The organism is Microbacterium testaceum, from assembly GCF_006539145.1.
Lineage (GTDB): Bacteria > Actinomycetota > Actinomycetes > Actinomycetales > Microbacteriaceae > Microbacterium > Microbacterium testaceum.
The window spans coordinates 141,513-162,989 of sequence record NZ_BJML01000003.1; the positions used below are offsets into that span (position 1 = coordinate 141,513).

General features: G+C 69.0%; 22 protein-coding genes. 18 read left to right on the forward strand and 4 right to left on the reverse strand.

Annotated elements, in window-relative coordinates; all coding sequences use genetic code 11:
- The 12 genes from hpt to lysS all read left to right on the forward strand — a co-directional run bounded on the left by hpt (position 1) and on the right by lysS (position 10,882).
- Complete coding sequence (gene hpt / locus MTE01_RS06965) at positions 1–552, forward strand: hypoxanthine phosphoribosyltransferase (protein ID WP_141376520.1); 552 nt, start codon at positions 1–3, stop codon at positions 550–552.
- A 139-nt stretch (positions 553–691) separates the two neighbouring features.
- Positions 692–2,695 carry an ATP-dependent zinc metalloprotease FtsH gene (gene ftsH / locus MTE01_RS06970; RefSeq protein WP_103206873.1) on the forward strand — a complete coding sequence of 668 codons (2,004 nt, stop codon included), beginning with the start codon at positions 692–694 and terminating at the stop codon, positions 2,693–2,695.
- A 6-nt stretch (positions 2,696–2,701) separates the two neighbouring features.
- Positions 2,702–3,289, forward strand: coding sequence for a GTP cyclohydrolase I (gene folE, locus MTE01_RS06975; RefSeq protein WP_141376522.1), 588 nt, complete (start codon positions 2,702–2,704; stop codon positions 3,287–3,289).
- Positions 3,286–4,077 carry a dihydropteroate synthase gene (gene folP, locus MTE01_RS06980; protein ID WP_141376523.1) on the forward strand — a complete coding sequence of 264 codons (792 nt, stop codon included), beginning with the start codon at positions 3,286–3,288 and terminating at the stop codon, positions 4,075–4,077. The genes folE and folP overlap by 4 nt, the downstream gene beginning before the upstream one ends.
- Positions 4,077–4,442, forward strand: coding sequence for a dihydroneopterin aldolase (folB, locus tag MTE01_RS17150; protein WP_103206870.1), 366 nt, complete (start codon positions 4,077–4,079; stop codon positions 4,440–4,442). The genes folP and folB overlap by 1 nt, the downstream gene beginning before the upstream one ends.
- The gene (folK, locus tag MTE01_RS17155; protein ID WP_174799655.1) at positions 4,439–4,966 is read left to right on the forward strand and encodes a 2-amino-4-hydroxy-6-hydroxymethyldihydropteridine diphosphokinase; all 528 of its coding nucleotides are present in this window, start codon (positions 4,439–4,441) and stop codon (positions 4,964–4,966) included. Before folB ends, folK begins: the two co-directional genes overlap by 4 nt.
- On the forward strand, positions 4,963–5,448 hold the full coding sequence (locus MTE01_RS06990) for a DUF3180 domain-containing protein (protein ID WP_141376527.1): 486 nt from the start codon (positions 4,963–4,965) through the stop codon (positions 5,446–5,448). The genes folK and MTE01_RS06990 overlap by 4 nt, the downstream gene beginning before the upstream one ends.
- Before the next feature lie 184 nt (positions 5,449–5,632).
- A complete protein-coding gene (locus MTE01_RS06995) occupies positions 5,633–6,133 on the forward strand; it encodes a PH domain-containing protein (RefSeq protein WP_371861603.1) in 501 nt (166 codons plus the stop codon).
- 56 nt (positions 6,134–6,189) lie between these two features.
- Positions 6,190–7,713: a PH domain-containing protein gene (locus MTE01_RS07000; RefSeq protein WP_141376529.1), complete on the forward strand. Its 1,524-nt coding sequence runs from the start codon at positions 6,190–6,192 to the stop codon at positions 7,711–7,713.
- Entirely contained in the window at positions 7,710–8,432 is a 723-nt protein-coding gene (locus MTE01_RS07005) for a DUF2520 domain-containing protein (protein WP_103207102.1), read from the forward strand. The genes MTE01_RS07000 and MTE01_RS07005 overlap by 4 nt, the downstream gene beginning before the upstream one ends.
- Entirely contained in the window at positions 8,429–9,283 is an 855-nt protein-coding gene (gene panC, locus MTE01_RS07010; RefSeq protein WP_103206867.1) for a pantoate--beta-alanine ligase, read from the forward strand. The genes MTE01_RS07005 and panC overlap by 4 nt, the downstream gene beginning before the upstream one ends.
- Positions 9,284–9,361: 78 nt before the next feature.
- A complete protein-coding gene (gene lysS, locus MTE01_RS07015; RefSeq protein WP_141376531.1) occupies positions 9,362–10,882 on the forward strand; it encodes a lysine--tRNA ligase in 1,521 nt (506 codons plus the stop codon).
- On the opposite strand, the gene MTE01_RS07020 is transcribed toward lysS, so the two are convergent.
- Complete coding sequence (locus MTE01_RS07020; protein WP_141376533.1) at positions 10,833–11,996, reverse strand: DUF4192 family protein; 1,164 nt, start codon at positions 11,994–11,996, stop codon at positions 10,833–10,835. The genes lysS and MTE01_RS07020 overlap by 50 nt on opposite strands.
- A gap of 134 nt (positions 11,997–12,130) precedes the next feature.
- On the opposite strand from MTE01_RS07020, the gene MTE01_RS07025 reads away from it, so the two are divergent.
- From MTE01_RS07025 to MTE01_RS07035, 3 genes are all read left to right on the forward strand, one after another.
- Positions 12,131–12,328, forward strand: a complete 198-nt coding sequence (locus MTE01_RS07025; RefSeq protein ID WP_103206864.1) for a hypothetical protein — start codon at positions 12,131–12,133, stop codon at positions 12,326–12,328.
- 64 nt (positions 12,329–12,392) lie between these two features.
- Positions 12,393–13,859, forward strand: coding sequence for a cardiolipin synthase (cls, locus tag MTE01_RS07030; RefSeq protein WP_141376535.1), 1,467 nt, complete (start codon positions 12,393–12,395; stop codon positions 13,857–13,859).
- A gap of 74 nt (positions 13,860–13,933) precedes the next feature.
- Complete coding sequence (locus tag MTE01_RS07035; RefSeq protein WP_141376537.1) at positions 13,934–14,656, forward strand: hypothetical protein; 723 nt, start codon at positions 13,934–13,936, stop codon at positions 14,654–14,656.
- A gap of 21 nt (positions 14,657–14,677) precedes the next feature.
- On the opposite strand, the gene MTE01_RS07040 is transcribed toward MTE01_RS07035, so the two are convergent.
- Positions 14,678–14,911, reverse strand: coding sequence for a helix-turn-helix domain-containing protein (locus MTE01_RS07040; protein WP_103206861.1), 234 nt, complete (start codon positions 14,909–14,911; stop codon positions 14,678–14,680).
- Positions 14,908–15,534 carry a hypothetical protein gene (locus MTE01_RS07045; RefSeq protein WP_116238720.1) on the reverse strand — a complete coding sequence of 209 codons (627 nt, stop codon included), beginning with the start codon at positions 15,532–15,534 and terminating at the stop codon, positions 14,908–14,910. The genes MTE01_RS07040 and MTE01_RS07045 overlap by 4 nt, the downstream gene beginning before the upstream one ends.
- 190 nt (positions 15,535–15,724) lie before the next feature.
- Between MTE01_RS07045 and MTE01_RS07050 the strand changes: the two genes are divergently transcribed.
- On the forward strand, positions 15,725–18,250 hold the full coding sequence (locus tag MTE01_RS07050) for an ATP-dependent Clp protease ATP-binding subunit (protein WP_103206859.1): 2,526 nt from the start codon (positions 15,725–15,727) through the stop codon (positions 18,248–18,250).
- A 67-nt stretch (positions 18,251–18,317) separates the two neighbouring features.
- On the opposite strand, the gene poxB is transcribed toward MTE01_RS07050, so the two are convergent.
- The gene (gene poxB / locus MTE01_RS07055; RefSeq protein ID WP_103206858.1) at positions 18,318–20,042 is read right to left on the reverse strand and encodes a ubiquinone-dependent pyruvate dehydrogenase; all 1,725 of its coding nucleotides are present in this window, start codon (positions 20,040–20,042) and stop codon (positions 18,318–18,320) included.
- 184 nt (positions 20,043–20,226) lie between these two features.
- On the opposite strand from poxB, the gene MTE01_RS07060 reads away from it, so the two are divergent.
- Positions 20,227–20,736, forward strand: coding sequence for an amino-acid N-acetyltransferase (locus MTE01_RS07060; RefSeq protein ID WP_103206857.1), 510 nt, complete (start codon positions 20,227–20,229; stop codon positions 20,734–20,736).
- A gap of 60 nt (positions 20,737–20,796) precedes the next feature.
- Positions 20,797–21,471 (forward strand): hypothetical protein, encoded by a 675-nt coding sequence (locus tag MTE01_RS07065; RefSeq protein WP_174799656.1) that lies wholly within the window; start codon positions 20,797–20,799, stop codon positions 21,469–21,471.
- The last annotated feature ends 6 nt before the right edge of the window (positions 21,472–21,477 follow it).

Sequence of the window (21,477 nt, forward strand, 5' to 3'; positions counted from 1 at the left end):
ATGCGCGCGGCCGACATCTCCGACGACATCAGCGAAGTCCTCCTCACCGAGGAGCAGATCCACGAGAAGCTCGCGGAACTCGCGACACAGGTGGCTGCCGACTACGAGGGCCGCGAGGTCGTCCTCGTGGGCGTGTTGAAGGGCGCGGTCATGGTCATGGCCGACTTCGCGCGCCACCTCCCTGTGCACGTGTCGATGGACTGGATGGCCGTGTCGTCGTACGGCGCGAGCACCCGCTCGAGCGGTGTGGTGCAGATCCGCAAAGACCTCGACACCGACATCACGGGCAAGCACGTGCTGATCGTCGAGGACATCATCGACTCCGGCCTCACCCTCAGCTGGTTGCTCGAGAACTTCGCCTCGCGCGGCGCCGAATCCGTCGAGGTGCTGGCACTGCTGCGCAAACCCGAAGCCATGAAGGTCGAGGTCGATTGCCGGTACGTCGGTTTCGACATCCCCAACGACTTCGTCATCGGCTACGGACTCGACTACGCCGAGCGCTACCGCAATCTTCGCGACGTCGCCGTGCTCGCGCCCCACGTCTACTCCTGACGTTCCCACGGCGCCGGGAGGCGGCATCCCGAGCCTTGTACGCCCATGACGAACGCACAGGCCCGGCATAGTCCGTGGGCGTTAGCCTGTTGCGACCGCGTTTCTGCGGAGGACCACGAAAGGGCTGGGCTCGCCCACCATGAATTTCAAGAAGATCACGCGAAATCCGATCATCTACGTTCTGCTGGTCGGTCTGCTCCTCGTCATCGGTTTCTCCCTCATCTCCAACTTGAGCGGTGCCCGCCAGGTCTCCACCAAGGAGGGGCTGGACCTGCTCAAGGGCGGCACCGTGAGCCAGGTCGTGACGAACGATCCCGACCAGCGCGTCGACCTGAAGCTGTCGCAGCCCTTCGAGGGCGCCAACGACGTGCAGTTCTACTTCAGCCAGGCGCGCGCGAACGAGGTCGCCAGCGCGATCGATGCGGCGAACCCCTCCGACGGCTTCAACGACGTGGTGCCCAAGCCCGGTTGGTTCGACAGCATCCTCGGGCTGATGCTGCCCCTCGTGCTCCTCGGTCTGCTGTTCTGGTGGCTGCTCTCCAGCGCTCAGGGCGGTGGCAGCAAGGTCATGCAGTTCGGCAAGTCGCGGGCCAAGCTCGTGACGAAAGAGACTCCCACCGTCACGTTCCAGGACGTCGCGGGTTCGGACGAGGCGATCGAAGAGCTCGATGAGATCAAAGAGTTTCTCAAGGATCCGAAGAAGTTCGAGGAGGTCGGCGCCCGCATTCCGAAGGGTGTGCTGCTGTACGGCCCTCCCGGAACCGGTAAGACCCTTCTCGCCCGCGCCGTCGCCGGCGAGGCCGGAGTGCCGTTCTACTCGATCTCGGGCTCGGACTTCGTCGAGATGTTCGTCGGTGTCGGCGCGAGCCGCGTCCGCGACCTCTTCAACCAGGCCAAGGAGAGTTCTCCGGCCATCATCTTCATCGACGAGATCGACGCCGTCGGTCGTCACCGTGGTGCCGGTATGGGCGGCGGTCACGACGAGCGCGAGCAGACGCTGAACCAGATGCTCGTCGAGATGGACGGCTTCGACCCCAAGGTCAACGTCATCGTCATCGCGGCGACGAACCGCCCCGACATCCTCGACCCCGCCCTGCTGCGTCCGGGCCGCTTCGACCGACAGATCGGCGTCGACGCTCCCGACCTGAAGGGCCGCCAGCGCATCCTCGAGGTGCACGGTCGCGGCAAGCCCCTCTCCGATTCGGTCGACCTCGAGGTCGTGGCCCGGAAGACGCCCGGCTTCACCGGCGCCGACCTCGCCAACGTGCTGAACGAGGCCGCCCTGCTGACCGCCCGCTCGAACGCGCAGCTCATCGACAATCGCGCCCTCGACGAGGCCATCGACCGCGTGATCGCAGGTCCCCAGCGCCGTACCCGCGTGATGAAGGACAAAGAGAAGCTCATCACCGCGTACCACGAGGGCGGTCACGCCCTGGCCGCCGCCGCGATGAACCACACCGACCCCGTGACCAAGGTCACCATCCTTCCCCGCGGCAAAGCCCTCGGCTACACGATGGTGCTTCCCCTCGACGACAAGTACTCCGTCACCCGCAACGAGCTGCAGGACCAGCTCACGTACGCGATGGGCGGCCGTGTGGCCGAGGAGATCGTCTTCCACGACCCCACCACGGGCGCGTCGAACGACATCGAGAAGGCCACGAGCATTGCCCGCAAGATGGTCACCGAGTACGGCATGACCAACGAGGTGGGCCCGGTCAAGCTCGGCGGCTCGTCGGGAGAGGTCTTCATGGGCCGCGACATGGGTCACGGCCGAGACTTCTCCGAGCGCATCGCGGAGCGCGTCGACGCCCAGGTGCGCGCGCTCATCGAGCAGGCGCACAACGAGGCCTACCAGGTCATCAACGACAACCGCGAAGTGCTCGATCGACTGGCGCTGGCGCTGCTCGAGAAGGAGACTCTCGACCACAACGAGTTGGCCGAGATCTTCACCGACGTCAAGCGCCTGACGCCGCGGCCGCAGTGGTTGTCGTCGGGGGACCGGCCGGTGTCGAACCAGCCGCCCATCGAGGTGCCCCGTCGTCAGCAGCCCGCCGGCATCGCGGCATCCACCGAGGCGGAATCGCAGGCCGCGACGAAGGCGCAGCCCCGTCCGAGCGGACAGACGCGCCCGGCTACCGCCTGAGGATCCGTGGCCGTCGATCGTGAACGCGTCGCCGTCCTGGTGCGAGAGCTCCTGGAGGCGATCGGGGAGGACCCCGATCGCCCCGGGCTCCGCCAGACTCCGACGCGCGTCGCCGACTCCTGGGCCGAATTCTTCGGGGGAGTGAATCAGGATGCCGGCGCCCCGCTGCAGCACACCATCTCGGTGTCGCGCGGGCCGGCGCCCGACACCCTCCCCTCGGGAGCCGTGATGCTGCGTGACATCGCCTTCCGGTCGATGTGCGAGCACCACCTGCTGCCGTTCCGCGGCCGCGCCCACGTCGCCTACCTCCCGGGTGAGGAAGTGGTCGGGCTCGGGGCGCTGCCGCGCGTCATCGACATCCTCGCCGCCCGCCCGCAGGTGCAGGAGCGTCTGGGAGAACAGGTCGCCGACGCGATCGCCTCGGCGCTCGATGCGCGCGGCGTGCTCGTCGTCCTGGATGCCGTGCACGAGTGCGTCACGATGCGCGGGGGTCGACAACTCGACGCCTCGACCGTGACGATCGCCGCTCGCGGGGTGTACGGCGACCCCGCCGCCCGGGCCGAGCTCGTGGCGCTGATCGGGGCGCGCGCGTGACCCTCGTCATGGGGATCGTCAACGTCACCCCCGACTCCTTCAGCGACGGCGGACGCTACCTCGATCCCGACGTCGCCCTCGCCCATGCCCGGCTCCTTCGCGAGCAGGGCGCCGAGATCCTCGACGTCGGCGGGGAATCGACTCGGCCGGGTGCCGAGCGGGTCGCGCCGCGCGTGGAGCAGCAGCGCGTGCTGCCGGTGGTCGAGGCCCTGGCATCCGAAGGCTCGTTCGTGAGCATCGACACGATGAACGCCGCCACGGCGGTCACCGCGGTGCGGGCCGGGGCGCGCCTCGTGAACGACGTGTCGGGTGGGCTCGCCGACCCCGACATGCTCGCCGCTGTCGCTGAGACCGAGGCGGATTTCGCCCTGGGGCACTGGCGCGGGCCGTCGACCGAGATGTACGCGCGCGCCGACTATGCGGACGTCGCGCGAGAAGTCACCTCCGAACTCGCCGAGCGGGTCGAGGCCGCTCTGTCCGCGGGGATCGACCGATCGCGATTGGTCGTCGACCCCGGTATCGGCTTCGGTAAGCGCGGGGCGCAGAACTGGCAGACGCTGCGCGCGCTGCCCGAGATCGCGGGGCTCGGGCTCCGTGTGCTCGTGGGTACGAGCCGGAAGAGGTTCCTCGCGGAGGCGCTCGGCGAGGACGCCGACCTCGCCCGCCGCGATCTCGCGACCGCCGTCACGAGTGCTCTGTGCGCTCGTGCGGGCGCGTGGGCCGTGCGCGTGCACGATGTACCGACCACCCGCGACGCGCTCGCCGTTGCCCGCGCTTGGGAGGCCTGATGGATGCCGATCGGATCACGCTGACGGGGGTGCGCGCCGTGGGGCACCACGGTGTCTACCCCGACGAGAAGCGCGACGGGCAGGAGTTCGTGGTCGACGCGACCCTCTTCCTGTCGCTGCGACGGGCGGCGGAGACCGACGATGTCGTCGACACGGTGCACTACGGCGAACTCGCCGAGCGCCTCGTCGAGATCGTCGAGGGCGACCCGGTCGACCTGCTCGAGACGCTGGCCCAGCGGTTGGCCGACGCGGTCCTCGCCGACGAGCGGGTGGATGCCGTCACGATCACCGTGCACAAGCCGCAGGCGCCCATCACGGTGCCCTTCGGCGACGTGGCCGTGACCATCTCGAGGTCGCGGTCGTGAGCGTGCGGTTGGCGCACGGCATCGACGCGGCTCCGCGGCCCGCGCCCGTGCACGCCGTCGTCGCGCTGGGGGCCAACCTCGGGTCGCGGCACGAGACCCTTGCCGCCGCGGTCGACGAACTGCGGCGGTTGACTCTCACCACCGATGTCCGCGTGTCCGCCTCGATCGAGACGGTGGCCGTGACGCTGCAGGGCGAAGACGCCGACGCCCCGCGGTACCTGAACGCGGTGGCGGTCCTCGAGACGCGTCTGTCGCCGGGGGAGCTGCTCGCGTCGCTCCACCGGATCGAGGCGCGGCACGGTCGAGTGCGCCGCGAGCGCTGGGGCGACCGCACCCTCGATCTCGATCTGATCACCTACGGCGACGAACGCATCGACCGCGACGATCTCGTCGTTCCGCACCCCCGCGCACACGAGCGGGAGTTCGTGCTCGCGCCGTGGCTCGACGTGGACCCGAATGCCGAGATCCCCGGCCGCGGACGCGTCGCCGACCTGCTCGAGAAGCTGCGCGGAGGCGTCCGATGAAGCGCACAGGAGCCGGCATCCTCACGATCGCCATCGTCGTCGGCCTCGTCGTCGGGTTCCTGCTCGACACGTCGCTCACGGCGATGGGGCGGTCGACATTCGTCCCCGCGGCGAGTCTGCCCACGATCCTCGCGCTGCTCGCCGCGGTGATCGTCGTGCTCGCCATCCCGGTGTTCCGGGCGACGCGGGGCCGGAACACCCGGCCGATCGATCCGTTCCGGGCGGTGCGCGTCGCGATGCTGGCGAAAGCGTCGTCCCTTCTCGGCGCGGCCGCGGCCGGATTCGCGGCCGGGTTGATCGCGTTCCTGGTGACCCGCCCCGTGGTGCCCTCGATAGGCTCGATGGGATCGATCATCGCGACACTCGTTTGCGCCGTCATCCTCGTCGTCGCGGGACTCGTGGCCGAGCAGCTCTGCACCATCCGGAAGGACGACGATGACGACGCCCCAGGGAACACCCCCGCAGGACCCGTGGGGATCTGACGTTCCGCAGACGCAGGCGGGGGTCTCGGAGGGGATCGCGGCCGAGCGATCTCGTGCTCCTCGTGCGGATACGGACCCCTCCGACGTCCGCCCGGCCGACGCTCGCTCCGCCGACGCCCGACGACCCGCCGACGGCGATCCAGCGGCCGACGAGGCCGTCCTCGGCGTGGGCACGTACGATCGCATCCTCGAACCGCGCTCGGAGCGCCGCCTGCCCCTCGGAGAGGGCACGTGGCATCAGCTGGCCCGTGCATACGTGCGGGTGCAGCTGATCTCGCAGGGGGCCGTGTTCGTCCTGGTGCTGGCGGCCGCCGTCGTCGTGCAGGCGCTCACGGGATTCTCGTGGCTGTGGATCCCCGCGGGGGTCATCCTGCTGGTCACCGCGATCGGGCTCGTCATCACCCCCCGCCAGGCGCGCTCCTTCGGCTACCAGCTGCGCCGCGACGACCTCGTGTTCCGTCGAGGAATCCTCTGGCAGCGGGTGGTCGCGGTCCCGTACGGCCGCATGCAGCTCGTCGACATCACCCACGGCCCCCTCGACCGGGGCTTCGGCATCGCCCAGCTCAAGCTCGTGACCGCTGCGGCGTCGACGGGTGTGACCATCCCCGGTCTCACCCAGGAGGCGGCCGAACGGCTGCGCGACACTCTCGTGGCCGTCGCCGAGACCCGCCGGACCGGACTGTGACCGATCCGGACACAGCGGGCCCGCCTCTCGGATCGCCGCCTCGGCAGCGGACGGTCGTGCGTTCGCCCTACAGCGACGGGGAATGGCATCGACTCCATCCGTTGACGCCGTTGCTGCGGGGTGGACTGACGCTCGTCGTGATCGTCGGCCTTATCGTGGCGAACCTGCGCGAGCGTCTCGTCGAGTGGGTCTTCCCGGTGTTCACCGATCTGCCCCCGGGCGAGCTTCCCCCCGACCCGGTCGATTTCCTCCTCGCGAACAACCTGATCCTCATCGCGGCGGCTGCGGCTCTCGTCGTGCTCATCGTGCTGCTGGTGCTGTTCCGGCTGTCGTGGCGGTTCCACACCCTGCGCATCAGCGAGGACGACGTCGAGGTGCGCTCGGGCGTGCTGTTCCGCACGCACCGCCGCGCGCCGCTCGACCGCGTGCAGGGGGTCAACCTGACACGTCCGATGGTCGCCCGCCTCCTCGGGCTCGCGAAGCTGGAGGTGGTCGGCGCGGGACTCGATGCCAACGTCAAGCTGGAGTACCTCTCTGGCAAGGATGCCGAGGCCATCCGCGGCGATATCCTCCGTCTCGCGTCGGGCCGGCGTCTCGCCGAAGATCGAGCGGAACCCGGTGGCCGCGCTTCCTTCGCTCGACAGGCGGCGGCGGCCGTGGGCTCGGGCTTGCAGGGAATCGTGGACGGGGAGGATCTCTCCGACGCCGAGCCGGAGAGCATCGTCCGCATTCCGTTCGGCCGGCTCGTGGCATCCCGTGTTCTGAGTGGATCGAGCCTCATCCTCATCGCCCTCGTCGTGGGAATCGTCGTCGCGGCGTCGGTGTCGACCCTGTGGCTGCTGTTCACGGTCGTTCCGATGTTCCTCGCGTTCGGGGCGTACTACGTGCGGTCGATCGCCCGTGGCCTGCGGTACTCCATCGCTCCGACCGTCGACGGCGTGCGTGTGACCTTCGGCCTGTTCACGACCGTGTCGGAGGTCGTGCCGCCCGGTCGCGTGCACGCGATCGAGGTGCGGCAGCCCCTGATGTGGCGTCCCTTCGGATGGTGGACGATCTCGGTCAACCGCCTCTCGGGGCGGTCCTCGACCGACACGAGCAACGATCAGCTGGCGGCGGTGCTGCCGATCGGCACGCGCGCCGACGTCGAACGCGTTCTGCGGATTTTCGCCCCCGGCCTGTCGGCCGACGAATGGACTCTCGTGTTCCGCGACGGCATCCTGGGTCCGATGGACGACGATTCCTACGTGACGACCCCGAAACGCGCTCGATGGCTGCGACCGCTGTCGTGGCGCCGCAACGGAGCGCTGTTGACGGCCGATGCGCTGCTCCTGCGCCGCGGGTGGGTCTGGCGTTCGCTGAGCCTGATTCCCCTCGCGCGGCTGCAGTCGATCGGCCTGCACCAGGGACCCCTCGCCCGCGCGACGGGGACCGCCACCCTCATCGCCCACGTGATCGCGGGCACCGTGCAGACATCTGTCGGTGTCCTCGACCGTGACGACGCGCTGGGGTTGTTCGAGCGCACGGCTCGAGCTGGAATCGATGCGGCGGCCATCGACCGCACCCACCGGTGGGCCGGATGAGCGCCGGACGTGACGGACGCCTCGGCGTCGGGGTGATCGGGGCCGGCCGCGTCGGGCCGGTCATCGCGGCGGCCTTGGCGGGAGCAGGGCACGCCCTGACGGGGATCACGTCGGGTTCCGACGACGATCGCGTCGAGGCGATCCTGCCGGGCCTCCCGGTGCTGACCTCCGACGAAGTCGTCCGACGCAGCGAGCTGGTGGTCGTGGCCGTGCCGCACGACCAGCTGCCGGGTCTGGTCTCGGGTCTCGCCGAGGTCGGCGCGTGGCAGCCGGGCCAGCTGGTGCTGCACACCGACGCCGCGTACGGGGCGCGGGTGCTGGATCCCGCCGCCCGGAGCGGTGCCATTCCGCTGGCCATCCATCCCGCCATGGCCTTCACGGGAGTGTCGTCGATCGATCTGCGCCAACTGGCGCAGTCGTATGCCGCCGTCACAGCCCCCGCCCCGGTGCTGCCGATCGCGCAGGCGCTCGCCGTCGAACTCGGGTGCGAACCGATCGTGGTCGCCGAGGACGATCGGGCGACGTATGCGGAGGCCATCGCGACGGCGACGGAGTTCTCGCGTTCGATCGTGCGCCAGTCGTCCGCTCTGCTGGATCGCATCGGGATCGAGAATCCCGGCGCGTACCTGTCGGCGCTCGTCCGGTCGAGCGTCGACCAGGCTCTCATCGAGGGCGGGCGCCGCGACGACCTCGGCGGCACCGCTACGATCGACGGATGATCCGCACCCTCGAGGATCTGCGCACCCGACTCGGCGAGATCCGAGGCGCAGACCGATCGGACGCCGGCCCGCGCGTCGCCCTGGTATCCACCCTCGGCGCGCTGCACGACGGCCACGTCGATCTCATTCGCGAAGCCCGCGACCTCGCCGACGTGGTCGTGGTGTCGACCTTCGTCAATCCGCTGCGCTTCCGCACGGCCGACGATACGGCGGCCTACCCTCGCTCGCCGGAATCCGATGCGCGGGTGCTCGCGGACCTCGGCGTGGACGCCGTCTTCGCCCCCACGGTCGAGGAGTTCTTGCCGGCGGGTACGGCCACGACGCGTGTCTCGGCGGGCGATATCGGCCTGCGCTACGAGGGTCGTGTTCGTCCGTTCTACTTCGACGGGGTCCTCACCGTCGAGGCGAAGCTGTACCATCTCGTGCGCCCCGACGTCGCGATCTACGGGGAGCGCGACCTCCAGCGCATCTTCCTCGTGCGCCGGATGGTGCGCGATCTCGATTTCCCGATCGAGATCGCGACGGTGCCGACCGTGCGTACCGACGACGGTCTGCCCGTGTCGAGCCGCGTGGCCCTGCTCGATGCCGTCGATCGTCGCGCGGCCGCGGCCCTTCCGCGCGCGCTGGAGGCGGCGGCATCCAACTCCGACCTCGGCGTCGACTCGTGCATCGCGGCGGCCCAGTCGGCGCTCATGGGGGAGCCGCGGATCACGCTGGAATACCTGAGCGTGGTCGATCCGGAGACCTTCCTGCCGGTGGACGACGGGCACCGCGGTCGCGCGTTCGCGCTCATCGCCGCCACCGTGGGCGGCCACCGCTTCATCGACAACGCCGAGATCTCGCTGCGCTGACGACCGCCGCTCGGGTGGCGGCTCCGGGGCGGTCGAGGACGACGAATACACTGGGGGAGACCCCGAGGAGCCTTCCTGATGACCGACGCGCCCGCGAACGACGCCGCCGAACCGACCGAAGACGAAGTCTTCGAGCAGAAGGCGGTGCGCCTGGCCAAGCGCGAGCGCCTGCTCGCGGAACGTTCCGACTCCGCGGGCGGTCCGTACCCGGTCGCGGTCCCCGTCACGACGACGATCCCCGAGCTGCGCGCGCGCTTCGGAGAGCTCGAAGCAGGCGCCGAGACCGGTGAGACGGCCGGGGTCGCCGGTCGCGTGGTGTTCAGCCGCAACACCGGCAAGCTCTGCTTCGCGTCCCTGCAGTCGGGCGACGGCAGCCGCATCCAGGCCATGGTCTCGCTCGCGAGCGTGGGCGAGGAGTCGCTGCAGGCATGGAAGGAGCTCGTCGACCTCGGAGACCACGTCTTCGTCTCGGGCGAGGTCATCTCGAGCCGCCGCGGCGAGCTGTCGATCATGGTCTCCGAGTGGACGATCGCGGCCAAGGCCGTGCTGCCCCTGCCGAACCTCCACACGGAGCTCAGCGAGGAGAGCCGCGTCCGCAGCCGCTTCCTCGACCTGATCGTGCGCGACCGCGCTCGCGAGACCGTCCTGGCCCGCGCCACGGTGAATGCGAGCCTGCGCCGCACCTTCACCGAGCGCGGTTTCGTCGAGGTCGAGACCCCGATGCTGCAGGTGCAGCACGGCGGTGCGAGCGCGCGTCCCTTCACGACGCACTCGAACGCCTTCGACACCGAGCTGTTCCTGCGCATCGCGCCCGAGCTCTACCTCAAGCGCGCCGTGGTGGGCGGTATCGACCGGGTCTACGAGATCAACCGCAACTTTCGCAACGAGGGTGCCGATACGACGCACAGCCCCGAGTTCGCGATGCTCGAGGCGTACCAGGCCTACACCGATTACAACGGCATCGCCGATCTGACCCAGACCCTGATCCAGGACGCCGCCGTCGCCGTGGCCGGTTCGACCACGGTCACGTGGGCTGACGGCACCGAGTACGACCTGGGCGGCGAGTGGGACCGCATCTCGATGTACGACTCGCTGTCCGCCGCGTCCGGTCGTCACATCACCCCCGAGACTGCGCTGGACGAGCTGCGAGCCCTCGGCGACGAGGCCGGCGTCGACGCCCCGCCCCAGGACACCCATGGCAAGTGGGTCGAAGAGCTGTGGGAGCACTTCGTCAAGGGCGGTCTGACGCGCCCGACCTTCGTCATGGACTTCCCCGTCGATACCAGCCCCCTGGTTCGCGAACACCGCTCGATCGCCGGTGTCGTCGAGAAGTGGGACCTCTACGTGCGCGGCTTCGAGCTCGCGACCGGCTACTCCGAGCTCGTCGACCCCGTGATCCAGCGTCACCGCTTCACCGAGCAGGCCAAGCTCGCCGCTCGGGGCGACGTCGAAGCCATGCCGATCGACGAGGAGTTCCTCCGCGCCCTCGAGCACGGTATGCCCCCCACGGGCGGTATGGGCATGGGCATCGACCGTCTGCTCATGGCGATCACCGGCCTGGGTATTCGGGAGACGATCCTGTTCCCGCTGGTGAAGTAGGACGCTCGAACACCCACTCCGGTAGACGCCCGGCGTCGATGATGTCGAGGACGATGGCGCTGAGGCCGTGGTCCGCGTCGATCTCGAGGGCCGTCTCGGCGTAGACGGCGGCGTGGGAGGAGCGTCCCGTCGCCCAGGCGAGCCAGGCGCACGCCGACAGTGCACCGGGGCGACGCTCACGGGGGAGGGCCGCGGCCACGAACCGGCAGAGTTCGAGCGCGCGGCGAAGACGGTCGGGGTCGGGGCGAGCCCCTTCTCCCCACATCGGCCGCGCGAGATCCTCGGGGAACGGCGTCCCGCGGCGATACGCGGTCTGGGCGTGAAGAGTGGCGTCGCCGGTGGCGAGGTCGGCCGCCCACTGCATGAGAGCCACGTCGCGCAGCGAGGGGCGGTCGAGGCAGAAGGCGACGGCGGCGAGTTGCGCGGCGTCCAACTGAGCCGGCGCGGACGCCAGCGCGTCTTCGAGCAGGACGGGCGGATCCGCCACCGCTGCGGCGGCCGGATCGGCCGCGGCGGCACGTTCGCGCCGGGGGAGCGCGCGACGATCGTGCGCGCCGTCGAGCACGCGCTCGATTCTGCGGAGCGCGGCGAGCACGCCTCGCGAGAGAGCGGAATCGATCCGCGGCAGTTCGGCCGCGGTGAACTGATCGGCGACGAGACCGGACCCGGGCTCGCCCTGCGGCGGCGCGGTGACCTCGGAGAGCGGATGCGGTGTCGACGACGAGGGGGACAGGTAGCTGTCCCACCCGTCCGGGCCGACGACGAGGGCGTCGACCACGCGGAGCCCGCAGATGTCCGCCCGGGCGATGGCGGCGTCGACGAGCGCCCGGTGCGGCAGGGTTGCCGGGCCCGCGACGTCGTCGTCGGTATAGACGACGAGAGCCACGGCATCCGTTCGCGCGACTTTGCAGGCCATACCGATGATCGTGGACGCGATGCTCTCGACCGAGGCAGACGCTGCGGCGGGGGGCAGATCGACGCGCATCGCGCCGAGTGAGCGGGACTCGGTGAAGGGCACGAGCACGAGACTCCGGCTCGGGGTGCATTCGAGCAGGCGCGGGACGAGGGCGAGGAACGATGCGGACGAGGTGACGGAGACGACGGTGGGTGCCATGGGTCGAGGGTGTCGAACAGGACCGTCCTCCCGCGGGGCTCGATAGCTCGATCGTGGAGGAATCCTGGAATCCGTCACCTGGGGAGGAACCTCCTCAGACCGCGCGCTCCGTCAGCGCGGGTATCCTCGACATCATGGACGAGACCTGGACCGCGATGTTGTGGGCGATTCTGCCGACCCTCGTGGTGTCGGTGGTCTTCTTCTTCATCCTCCGCAACGTCATCCGGATGGATCGCACCGAGCGCAAGGCCTACGCCCGCATCGAAGCGGAGGAGCGCGCCAAGCGCGGTCTTCCCCCGGTCGCGCGCACGGGCGAGGGCCCCGCGGCCTGACACCCCTTCGGTCTCTGTCGGAGGCCGTCGCTACGCTGGGTCCACAACCCGTCCAGGAGGACCCGTGCTCAACGCCACGTTCGACGCGAGCTGGCTCGTCATCACGCTCTTCGTCGTCGACCTGGTGGTGCGCATCGCCGCGATCATCATCGTGCCGCGCAACCGGCGGCCGACCGCGGCGATGGCGTGGTTGCTCGCGATCTACTTCATCCCGTTCGTCGGCGTCTTCCTCTTCCTGCTGATCGGCAACCCTCGGCTGCCGCGCAAGCGCCGTCGCAAGCAGACCGCGATCAACGAGTACATCCACGACACCAGCGCCTCGCTCGAGTTCGGCACCCTCCGCCCCAACGCCCCTCAGTGGTTCCGTGCGCTCGTCCAGCTCAACCGCAACCTGGGTGCCATGCCGATCGCCGGAGACAACGCCGCCACTCTGATCGCCGATTATCAGCAGAGCCTGGATGCCATGGCCGACGCCATCCGGCAGGCTCAGCGCTACGTCCACGTCGAGTTCTACATCCTGCAGACCGACGCCTCGACAGACAACTTCTTCCGTGCCCTCGAAGAAGCCGCGGAGCGCGGCGTCGTGGTGCGCGTGCTGCTCGATCACTGGGCGAACCGTGGCAAGCCGTTCTACAAGCAGACGCTTCGTCGCCTCGACGCGATGGGAGCCCACTGGCACCTGATGCTGCCCGTGCAGCCGCTGCGCGGTCGCTACCAGCGTCCCGACCTCCGCAATCACCGCAAGCTCCTCGTGATCGACGGTGACGTCGCGTACATGGGATCGCAGAACGTCACCGACTCGTCGTACAACCTGCGCAAGAACATCCGACGCGGTCTGCACTGGGTCGACTTGATGGTGCGCGTCGAAGGACCCGTCGTCGCGAGCATCAATGCGGTCTTCCTCTCCGACTGGTACAGCGAGACCGACGAGACCCTCCGCGACGAGATCGACCTGTTCAGCGTCACCTCCGGCCCGGGCGATCTCGACTGCCAGGTCGTGCCCTCGGGGCCCGGGTTCGATTTTCAGAACAACCTCAAGCTGTTCCTCGGCCTGCTCTTCGCGGCCAAGGAGCGCATCATCATCGTCAGCCCCTACTTCGTTCCCGACGAGGCCCTGCTGCTCGCGATCACGACCGCCTGCCAGCGCGGCGTGCACGTCGAGCTCTTCGTCTCCGAAGAGGGTGACCAGGCGATGGTGTACCACGCGCAACGCAGCTACTACGAGGCCCTGCTGCATGCCGGCGTCACGATCTGGATGTACCGCAAGCCCTACATCCTTCACAGCAAGAGCGTCACGATCGACGACGAGGTCGCCGTGATCGGCTCGAGCAACATGGACATGCGGTCGTTCGGTCTGAACCTCGAGGTGTCGCTCCTCGTTCGCGGCGAGGAATTCGTCCGCGACATGCGCGCTATCGAGGGCGCGTATCGCACCCTGAGTCGACAGCTGACGATCGAGGAGTGGCGCCGTCAACCGCTGCGCTCGACGATCCTCGACAACCTGGCCCGCCTCACCTCCGCGCTCCAGTGACGCGCCGCGGCATTCGCCGCCGGTACCCAGGATTCTTCGACATCATGGGGCAGAACTCGCCCCCGGAGGTTCTGATGTCGCAACACCGTTTGACCCTGCTCGGAATGATCGGCGCCGCTCTCGTCGCCGCCGGCGCTCTCGCCGGATGCGCCACCGGCCCGTCTGCGCCCCTGATGCCGGGTTCGAGCCCGGATGCCACCGCCTCGACGCCCTCCGCCGAGGTCGGGGCCGCGTGGGTCGACGGTGGCCGCTCGATCGCGGTGGTCACGAACGGCAGTTCCTCGTGCCCGCCGGTCGTGAGCGGCCAGCCGAACCTCGCTGGCGCCACCCTCGCGGTGGAGCTCTCCGAGTCTGCGCAGCAGGAGTGCACCCGCGACATGGCGCCGCGGGCCACCTTGGTCGCTCTGCCCGCGGGTGTCGACCCGGGTCAGAATCTCGCCGTCACCGTGACGGGCGTCGCGCAGGGGGAGGCCAGGCTCGCGGGGCTCGCGGCAGCGCCTGCCGCCACGGGTGAATTCTCCCCGTCCGCAGGCTGGGTGAACGACTCCCTCGTCGCCATCGTCACCTACGGCAGCTCCACGTGCGTCCCCTCTGTCGAGGCGGTCACCACCGCGGGCTCCGATGTCGCCGTCCAGTTCGCGACACCGCCGGCCGATCAGATCTGCACGATGGACATCGCGCCGCGGGTGACCCTCGCCGACATCGGCCGCGAGGCCGGGTCGGGCGCGGTGTCGCTCGTGCTCTCCGGTGGTGGTGTCGACGCGGGCTCGCCCATCCCCGTGCTCGGCGCGCGATGACCTCGACGGCCGGACCCGGCGTCAGCGATCTCTGACGAGCAGGTCGCCCACCTCGCACTCCAGCACGCGGCAGATGGCGGACAACGTCGAATAGCGGATCGCTCGGGCGCGGTCGTTCTTCAGCACCGACAGGTTCACCACCGAGACCCCGACGAGTTCGCTGAGGCGCGTCAGCGTCATGCCCCGCGCCTCGAGAAGCTCGTCGAGGCGACAGTGGATGCCGGTGGGCTCGTCATCCGTGGCGGCCGGGCTCATACGAGGCCCTCGGTGTCGCGCTGGAGACGGTCGCCGACCGCGAAGACGGTGCCGGCGAGGGCGACGACGAACGCGACGGCGAAGATGGCGAAGACGTCGACCGTGCCGACGACCGCTCGGTCGTAGGTCCCTGCGGACACCAGGGCGAGTGCGCCGTTGACGGCCATGTTGTGGAAGAAGGGCACGAAGTACATCCCCGCGATGGCGACGAGGCCGGCTGCGGTCACGAGCGCCGTGTGCGCCCGGGAGAAGATGCGCCCCCGCAAGATGCCGAAGCACAGGACGAGCAGCAGCGTCACCACCGTCACCATGGCCGCTGCGAACACCGCGTGGCTGATGACGAGCGCCGCGAGCGAGGCGGGCTGGAGAGACGCGACGGTCACCGAGGCGGAATCGAGCTGGACCGTCACCGCCGAGCCGCCGGGGCCGAGCGGCGCCTGCGCATCGGTCGCGGCGAAGGGGGCGAGGAGCGTGATGTCGCGATTCGGGAGAACCCGAGCGATGTCGGTGATCGCCTGCACGACGGCCGCCACGGCGATCGCGACGCCGCCGATCAGGAACAGGACGAAGCCGGCGGTATCGCCGCGGGACAGGACCCGGGACGTGGGGCGGGGGGAAGCCATGATCGCTCCTTATCGATGATCGTTATTATCGGTTGTCGATAACATAACGATGATCGATGGGTCCCGCAAGAGCGAGCGATGTGGCGGTATGCCCACGGCGAACACGGGGCTCTGGCATCCGGCCGCTGGTTACTCTCGATGTACGGCGCGCGGAGGCGTGCCTGTCAGCCCATTTTTGGAGGGACTGAGGATGTTCGAAAGATTCACCGATCGTGCTCGTCGTGTGGTGGTGCTCGCCCAAGAAGAGGCGAAGATGCTGAACCACAACTACATCGGCACGGAGCACATCCTTCTGGGCCTCATCCACGAGGGTGAGGGCGTGGCTGCCAAGGCGCTCGAGTCGCTGGGCATCTCGCTCGATGCCGTCCGCGAGCAGGTGCAGGACATCATCGGCCAGGGGCAGCAGCAGCCGACCGGCCACATCCCGTTCACGCCGCGTGCGAAGAAGGTCCTCGAGCTGTCGTTGCGCGAAGCGCTGCAGCTCGGACACAACTACATCGGAACCGAGCACATCCTGCTCGGTCTCATCCGCGAGGGCGAGGGTGTCGCCGCCCAGGTCCTCGTCAAGCTCGGTGCCGACCTGAACAAGGTGCGCCAGCAGGTCATTCAGTTGCTCTCGGGCTACCAGGGCAAGGAGCCCGCGGGCGTCGCCTCGGGTGCCGGCGAGCAGACCCAGGGCGCGGCCCAGGGCGGGTCGGCCGTTCTCGACCAGTTCGGACGCAACCTCACGCAGGCCGCGCGCGACAACAAGCTCGACCCCGTCATCGGGCGCGAGAAGGAGATCGAGCGCGTGATGCAGATCCTGTCGCGCCGTTCGAAGAACAACCCGGTCCTCATCGGCGAGCCCGGCGTCGGCAAGACCGCCGTCGTCGAGGGTCTCGCGCAGGCCATCGTCAAGGGCGATGTGCCCGAGACCCTGAAGGACAAGCAGGTCTACTCGCTCGATCTCGGCTCGCTCATCGCCGGTTCCCGCTACCGCGGTGACTTCGAGGAGCGCCTCAAGAAGGTCACCAAAGAGATCCGCACGCGCGGCGACATCATCGTCTTCATCGACGAGATCCACACCCTCGTGGGTGCCGGTGCCGCCGAGGGCGCCATCGACGCGGCATCCATCCTCAAGCCGCTCCTCGCGCGCGGCGAACTGCAGACGATCGGCGCCACCACGCTCGACGAGTACCGCAAGCACTTCGAGAAGGACGCCGCTCTCGAGCGCCGCTTCCAGCCGATCCAGGTGGCCGAGCCGAGCCTTCCCCACGCGATCAACATCCTGAAGGGGCTGCGCGACCGCTACGAGGCGCACCACAAGGTGCAGATCACCGATGGCGCGATCGTCGCCGCGGCGAACCTGGCCGATCGCTACATCAGCGACCGGTTCCTCCCCGACAAGGCCATCGACCTGATCGACGAGGCCGGCGCTCGACTGCGTCTGTCGATCCTGTCGAGCCCGCCGGAGCTGCGCGAGTTCGACGAGAAGATCGCCAAGGTCCGGGAGCAGAAGGAGCAGGCCTCCGAAGACCAGGACTTCGAGAAGGCCGCCGCGCTGCGCGACGAGGAGAAGTCGCTCCTCGCGGAGCGTCTGCGTCTCGAGAAGCAGTGGCGCTCGGGTGACGTCGCCTCCCACGCGGTCGTCGACGAGGGTCTGATCGCCGAGGTGCTCGCCCAGGCGACCGGCATCCCGGTGTTCAAGCTCACCGAAGAAGAGTCCAGCCGCCTCATGTTCATGGAGAAGGCCCTGCACCAGCGGGTCATCGGACAGGAAGAGGCGATCGCCGCTCTGTCGCGCACGATCCGTCGTCAGCGCGCGGGCCTCAAGGACCCCAAGCGTCCCTCGGGCTCGTTCATCTTCGCCGGCCCCACGGGCGTCGGAAAGACCGAGCTCGCCAAGGCGCTCGCCGAGTTCCTCTTCGACGACGAGGGCGCGCTGATCTCGCTCGACATGTCGGAGTTCGGCGAGAAGCACACCGTCTCGCGTCTGTTCGGTGCCCCTCCCGGGTTCGTCGGATTCGAAGAGGGCGGCCAGCTCACCGAGAAGGTGCGCCGCAAGCCGTTCTCGGTCGTGCTCTTCGACGAGATCGAGAAGGCCCACCCCGACATCTTCAACTCGCTGCTGCAGATCCTCGAAGAGGGTCGTCTGACCGACGGTCAGGGCCGTGTCATCGACTTCAAGAACACCGTGATCATCATGACGACGAACCTCGGCTCGTCGGCGATCGCCGGTGGTCCGGTCGGTTTCCAGGTCGAGGGCAGCGCGCAGACCTCGTACGAGCGGATGAAGGGCAAGGTCGACGAGGAGCTCAAGCGTCACTTCAAGCCCGAGTTCCTCAACCGTGTCGACGACGTCATCGTGTTCCCGCAGCTGAACAAGGACGAGCTCCGTCAGATCGTCGGCCTGTTCGTCAAGCGCCTCGCCGACCGTCTGCTCGACCGAGACATGACCGTCGAGCTGTCGGACGACGCGAAGGACAAGCTCATCGAGATCGGGTTCGACCCGACGCTCGGAGCGCGCCCCCTGCGTCGCGCCATGCAGCGCGAGGTCGAGGACCGACTCAGCGAGAAGATCCTGCACGGCGAACTCGAGTCGGGCGACCACGTGAAGGTCGGCGTCGAGAACGGTCAGTTCTCGTTCGAGACCAGCCCGCGCGGCGAGAAGGTCGCGATCGGCGTCGGAACGGCGGGCGAGATCGCCGCCACCCCCGACACCCTCGCCGGCAGCTGACACCGCGACGAAGGAGGGGCCCGGATGCCATGGCATCCGGGCCCCTCCTCTGTTCGGTCCAGCGGCGTCAGAACAGCTGGCGCGCGTTGGTCGCGGCGAGGTCGATGAGCTCATCGCCCCGGCCGGACAGGATCGTCCGAATCGCGTAGAGGGTGAAGCCCTTGGCCTGTTCGAGGGTCACGGACGGGGGCATCGACAGCTCCTGCCGAGCCGTCTTCACCGACACGAGGGCCGGACCGGGGTGAGCGAGAGCCGCGGCGAGCGAGGTCTCGAGGTCAGTCGACTCGTCGACGCGGAACGACCGGATGCCGATCGCCTCGGCGACCGCCGCGAAGTCGGGGTTTCGCAGATCGGTGCCGTAGGTGACGAAGCCGGCGGCCTTCATCTCGAGCTCGACGAAGTTGAGCGAGGAGTTGTCGAAGACGACGGTCTTCACGGGGAGGTCGTTCTGGACGATCGTGATCAATTCGCCGAGCAGCATCGCCAGACCGCCGTCGCCGGCCAGAGCCACGATCTGCCGGTCGGGGAAGGCCGCTTGCGCGCCGATCGCATGCGATAGGGCGTTCGCCATGGTCCCGTGCGCGAACGACCCGATGAGACGGCGTTCTCTCGTCATGGTGAGGTAGCGCGACGCCCACACCACGGGAGAGCCCACGTCCGGGATGAAGACCGCGTCGTCGTCGGCGAGACGGTCGAGCGTCCGTGCGACGAACTGGGGGTGCAGCGGCTTGCCGGCGGCGCTCGGCACCGCGAGATCGTCGAGCTTGGACCGGGTGGTCCGGTAGTGCGAACGCGCGTCGTCGGCGTGCCGCGTCGATCGTCCCTCGTTCAGCAGCGGAAGGAGTGCGCGGGCGGTGTCGCGCACGGTGCCGACCAGGCCGATGTCGATCGGGTGCCGGCGTCCGAGCTGCTCGCCCCGGATATCGACCTGGATGTGCTTCGCACGGCTCGGGTAGAACTGCTGGTACGGGAAGTCCGTTCCGAGCATGAGGACGACATCGGCATCCTCCATCGCCCGGTACCCCGACGAGAATCCGAGCAGGCCGGTCATTCCGACGTCGAACGGGTTCTCCCACTCGATGTGCTCCTTGCCGCGCAGGGCGTGCACGATCGGGGCCTGCAGGCGGCGAGCCAGCTCGACCACCTCGTCGTGCGCGTCCGCGACGCCCGCGCCGGCCAGGATCGTCACCTTCTCAGCCGCGTTCAGCACATCGGCGGTGCGCCGCAGCTCGTCGTCGGAGGGGGTGATGCGGGGAGTCGTGCGCGCGATCGTCGCGACGCGGTCGTTCCGGGCTTTTGCCAGCAGTACGTCGCCCGGGATGACGAGTACGGCGACGCCGCGCTTCTCGATTGCTTCACGCATCGCGATCTCGAGCAGCCGAGGCATCTGCACGGGGTCGGCGACGTACTCGACGTACACCGAGCACTCGCGGAACAGCTCCTGCGGATGCGTCTCTTGGAAGTACGTCGACCCGATCTCTGCGGTCGGGATGTGGGCGGCGATCGCGAGGACCGGCACCCTCGAGCGGTTCGCGTCATAGAGACCGTTGATGAGGTGCAGGTTGCCGGGTCCGCAGCTTCCGGCGCAGACGGTCAGCTCTCCCGTCAGCTCCGCCTCGGCCGAGGCGGCGAAGGCCGCGGCCTCCTCGTGTCGCACGTGCATCCAGCGGATGTCGCCGTCTCGGCGGATGGCGTCGGTGAACCCGTTGAGCGAGTCGCCGGGAAGGCCGTAGACGCGCTGCACGCCGTGGTGGCGAAGGACGGAGACGATGTTTTCGGCAACGGTAGGCACGAAGCAGTCCTTTCATCGGAGAGGGGGACGAATCGCGCGACCGCTCGTGACGATCGCGCGTCACCACGGATCACGCTACTCCCGTGGTTGTGGACGTGGTCTGCCGCGGCTTCGACCCGACTATGCGTCGAACGGTCCTGACGCCCCCGCAGGGATGCCGAGCCGAGCGGCGTACGCTGGGAAGATGACTTCGCCCGCGCCGTTCGTCGTCCGCCCCGCCGGAACCGCCGACGTGCGACGCATCCACGAGCTCCTCGAACCGTTCGTGCAGAAGCGCATTCTGCTGGGCAAAGACCTGGTGGTCCTCTATGGCTCGGTGCAGCAGTTCGTCGTCGCCGAGGCCGATGGTGTGGTCATCGGGTGCGGCGCACTGCACGTGATGTGGGAGGACCTGGGCGAGATCCGCACGCTCATCGTCCACGACGAGTGGCTGCACCACGGCGTCGGCCGCGCCATCGTCGAGACGCTCGAGGAGCGAGCGCGGGCACTCGGCGTCTCGCGGCTGTTCTGCCTGACGTTCGAGGTCGACTTCTTCACTCGCCGCGGCTTCGCCGAGATCGGCGAGCAGGTGGTGGACCCCGACGTCTACTCGCAGCTCGTGCGCAGCCCCGACGAGGGGGTCGCGGAGTTCCTCGACCTCGCCCACGTCAAGCCGAACACCCTGGGCAACACGCGGATGCTGAAGCACCTATGAGCCTGCGCTCCTGAGCGTGCCGTGGCGCGGGCGCACAGCCGCGCCGCCTACCCTGGAACCATGACCGATGCCCCCCGTAGGCGGAGGCAGTCCCCGGCGGTCTACCGTCGTCGTCGTCTCGCCGCAGGGCTTCTCGCTCTGCTGGTGATCGGCCTCGTCGTGTGGCTCGTGGCGGCTCCCCCGTGGCGTGCCGCTCCCACCGCCGAGACGACTTCCGATCCCGCCGCGAGCACTCCCTCCGCTGCTGCGGCGACGACCGCGCCGGCGGCGTCCGAGACTCCCTCCGCCGCGCCGTCCGCTTCGCCCACTCCGACCGCGCCCGCGGGGCCCGTCGAGTGCACGGCGGCCGACATCTCGGTCGCGGCGCTGTCGGACAAGAGCGAATACGGGCAGGGCGAGAACCCGCAACTGTCGATCAAGCTCACCAACACCAGCGCGAACCCGTGCACGATGAACGTCGGCACGAGCGCCCAGTCGTTCACCGTGACGAGCGGGTCGGACGTGTGGTGGCGGTCGACCGACTGCCAGGCCGAGCCCAGCGACATGGAGGTGACGCTGGCCGCCGGTCAGGTCGTCACGAGCTCCGCCCCGTTGACCTGGGACCGCACGCGCTCCTCGGTGAACTCCTGCGGGGGAGAACGGCCGTACGCCCCCGGTGGGGGAGCGACCTATCACCTGAGCGTGTCCATCGGCGGCATCCCGTCGTCGGGGACGGCGTCGTTCATTCTGCGCTGAACATCA

Coding starts and splice junctions, on each gene's coding strand:
- hpt (WP_141376520.1), top strand. CDS start 1: ATGCGCGCGGCCGACATCTCCGACGACATCAGCGAAGTCCTCCTCACC.
- ftsH (WP_103206873.1), top strand. CDS start 692: ATGAATTTCAAGAAGATCACGCGAAATCCGATCATCTACGTTCTGCTG.
- folB (WP_103206870.1), top strand. CDS start 4,077: ATGGATGCCGATCGGATCACGCTGACGGGGGTGCGCGCCGTGGGGCAC.
- MTE01_RS06990 (WP_141376527.1), top strand. CDS start 4,963: ATGAAGCGCACAGGAGCCGGCATCCTCACGATCGCCATCGTCGTCGGC.
- MTE01_RS07005 (WP_103207102.1), top strand. CDS start 7,710: ATGAGCGCCGGACGTGACGGACGCCTCGGCGTCGGGGTGATCGGGGCC.
- panC (WP_103206867.1), top strand. CDS start 8,429: ATGATCCGCACCCTCGAGGATCTGCGCACCCGACTCGGCGAGATCCGA.
- lysS (WP_141376531.1), top strand. CDS start 9,362: ATGACCGACGCGCCCGCGAACGACGCCGCCGAACCGACCGAAGACGAA.
- MTE01_RS07020 (WP_141376533.1), bottom strand. CDS start 11,996: ATGGCACCCACCGTCGTCTCCGTCACCTCGTCCGCATCGTTCCTCGCC.
- MTE01_RS07025 (WP_103206864.1), top strand. CDS start 12,131: ATGGACGAGACCTGGACCGCGATGTTGTGGGCGATTCTGCCGACCCTC.
- MTE01_RS07035 (WP_141376537.1), top strand. CDS start 13,934: ATGTCGCAACACCGTTTGACCCTGCTCGGAATGATCGGCGCCGCTCTC.
- MTE01_RS07040 (WP_103206861.1), bottom strand. CDS start 14,911: ATGAGCCCGGCCGCCACGGATGACGAGCCCACCGGCATCCACTGTCGC.
- MTE01_RS07045 (WP_116238720.1), bottom strand. CDS start 15,534: ATGGCTTCCCCCCGCCCCACGTCCCGGGTCCTGTCCCGCGGCGATACC.
- MTE01_RS07050 (WP_103206859.1), top strand. CDS start 15,725: ATGTTCGAAAGATTCACCGATCGTGCTCGTCGTGTGGTGGTGCTCGCC.
- MTE01_RS07060 (WP_103206857.1), top strand. CDS start 20,227: ATGACTTCGCCCGCGCCGTTCGTCGTCCGCCCCGCCGGAACCGCCGAC.
- MTE01_RS07065 (WP_174799656.1), top strand. CDS start 20,797: ATGACCGATGCCCCCCGTAGGCGGAGGCAGTCCCCGGCGGTCTACCGT.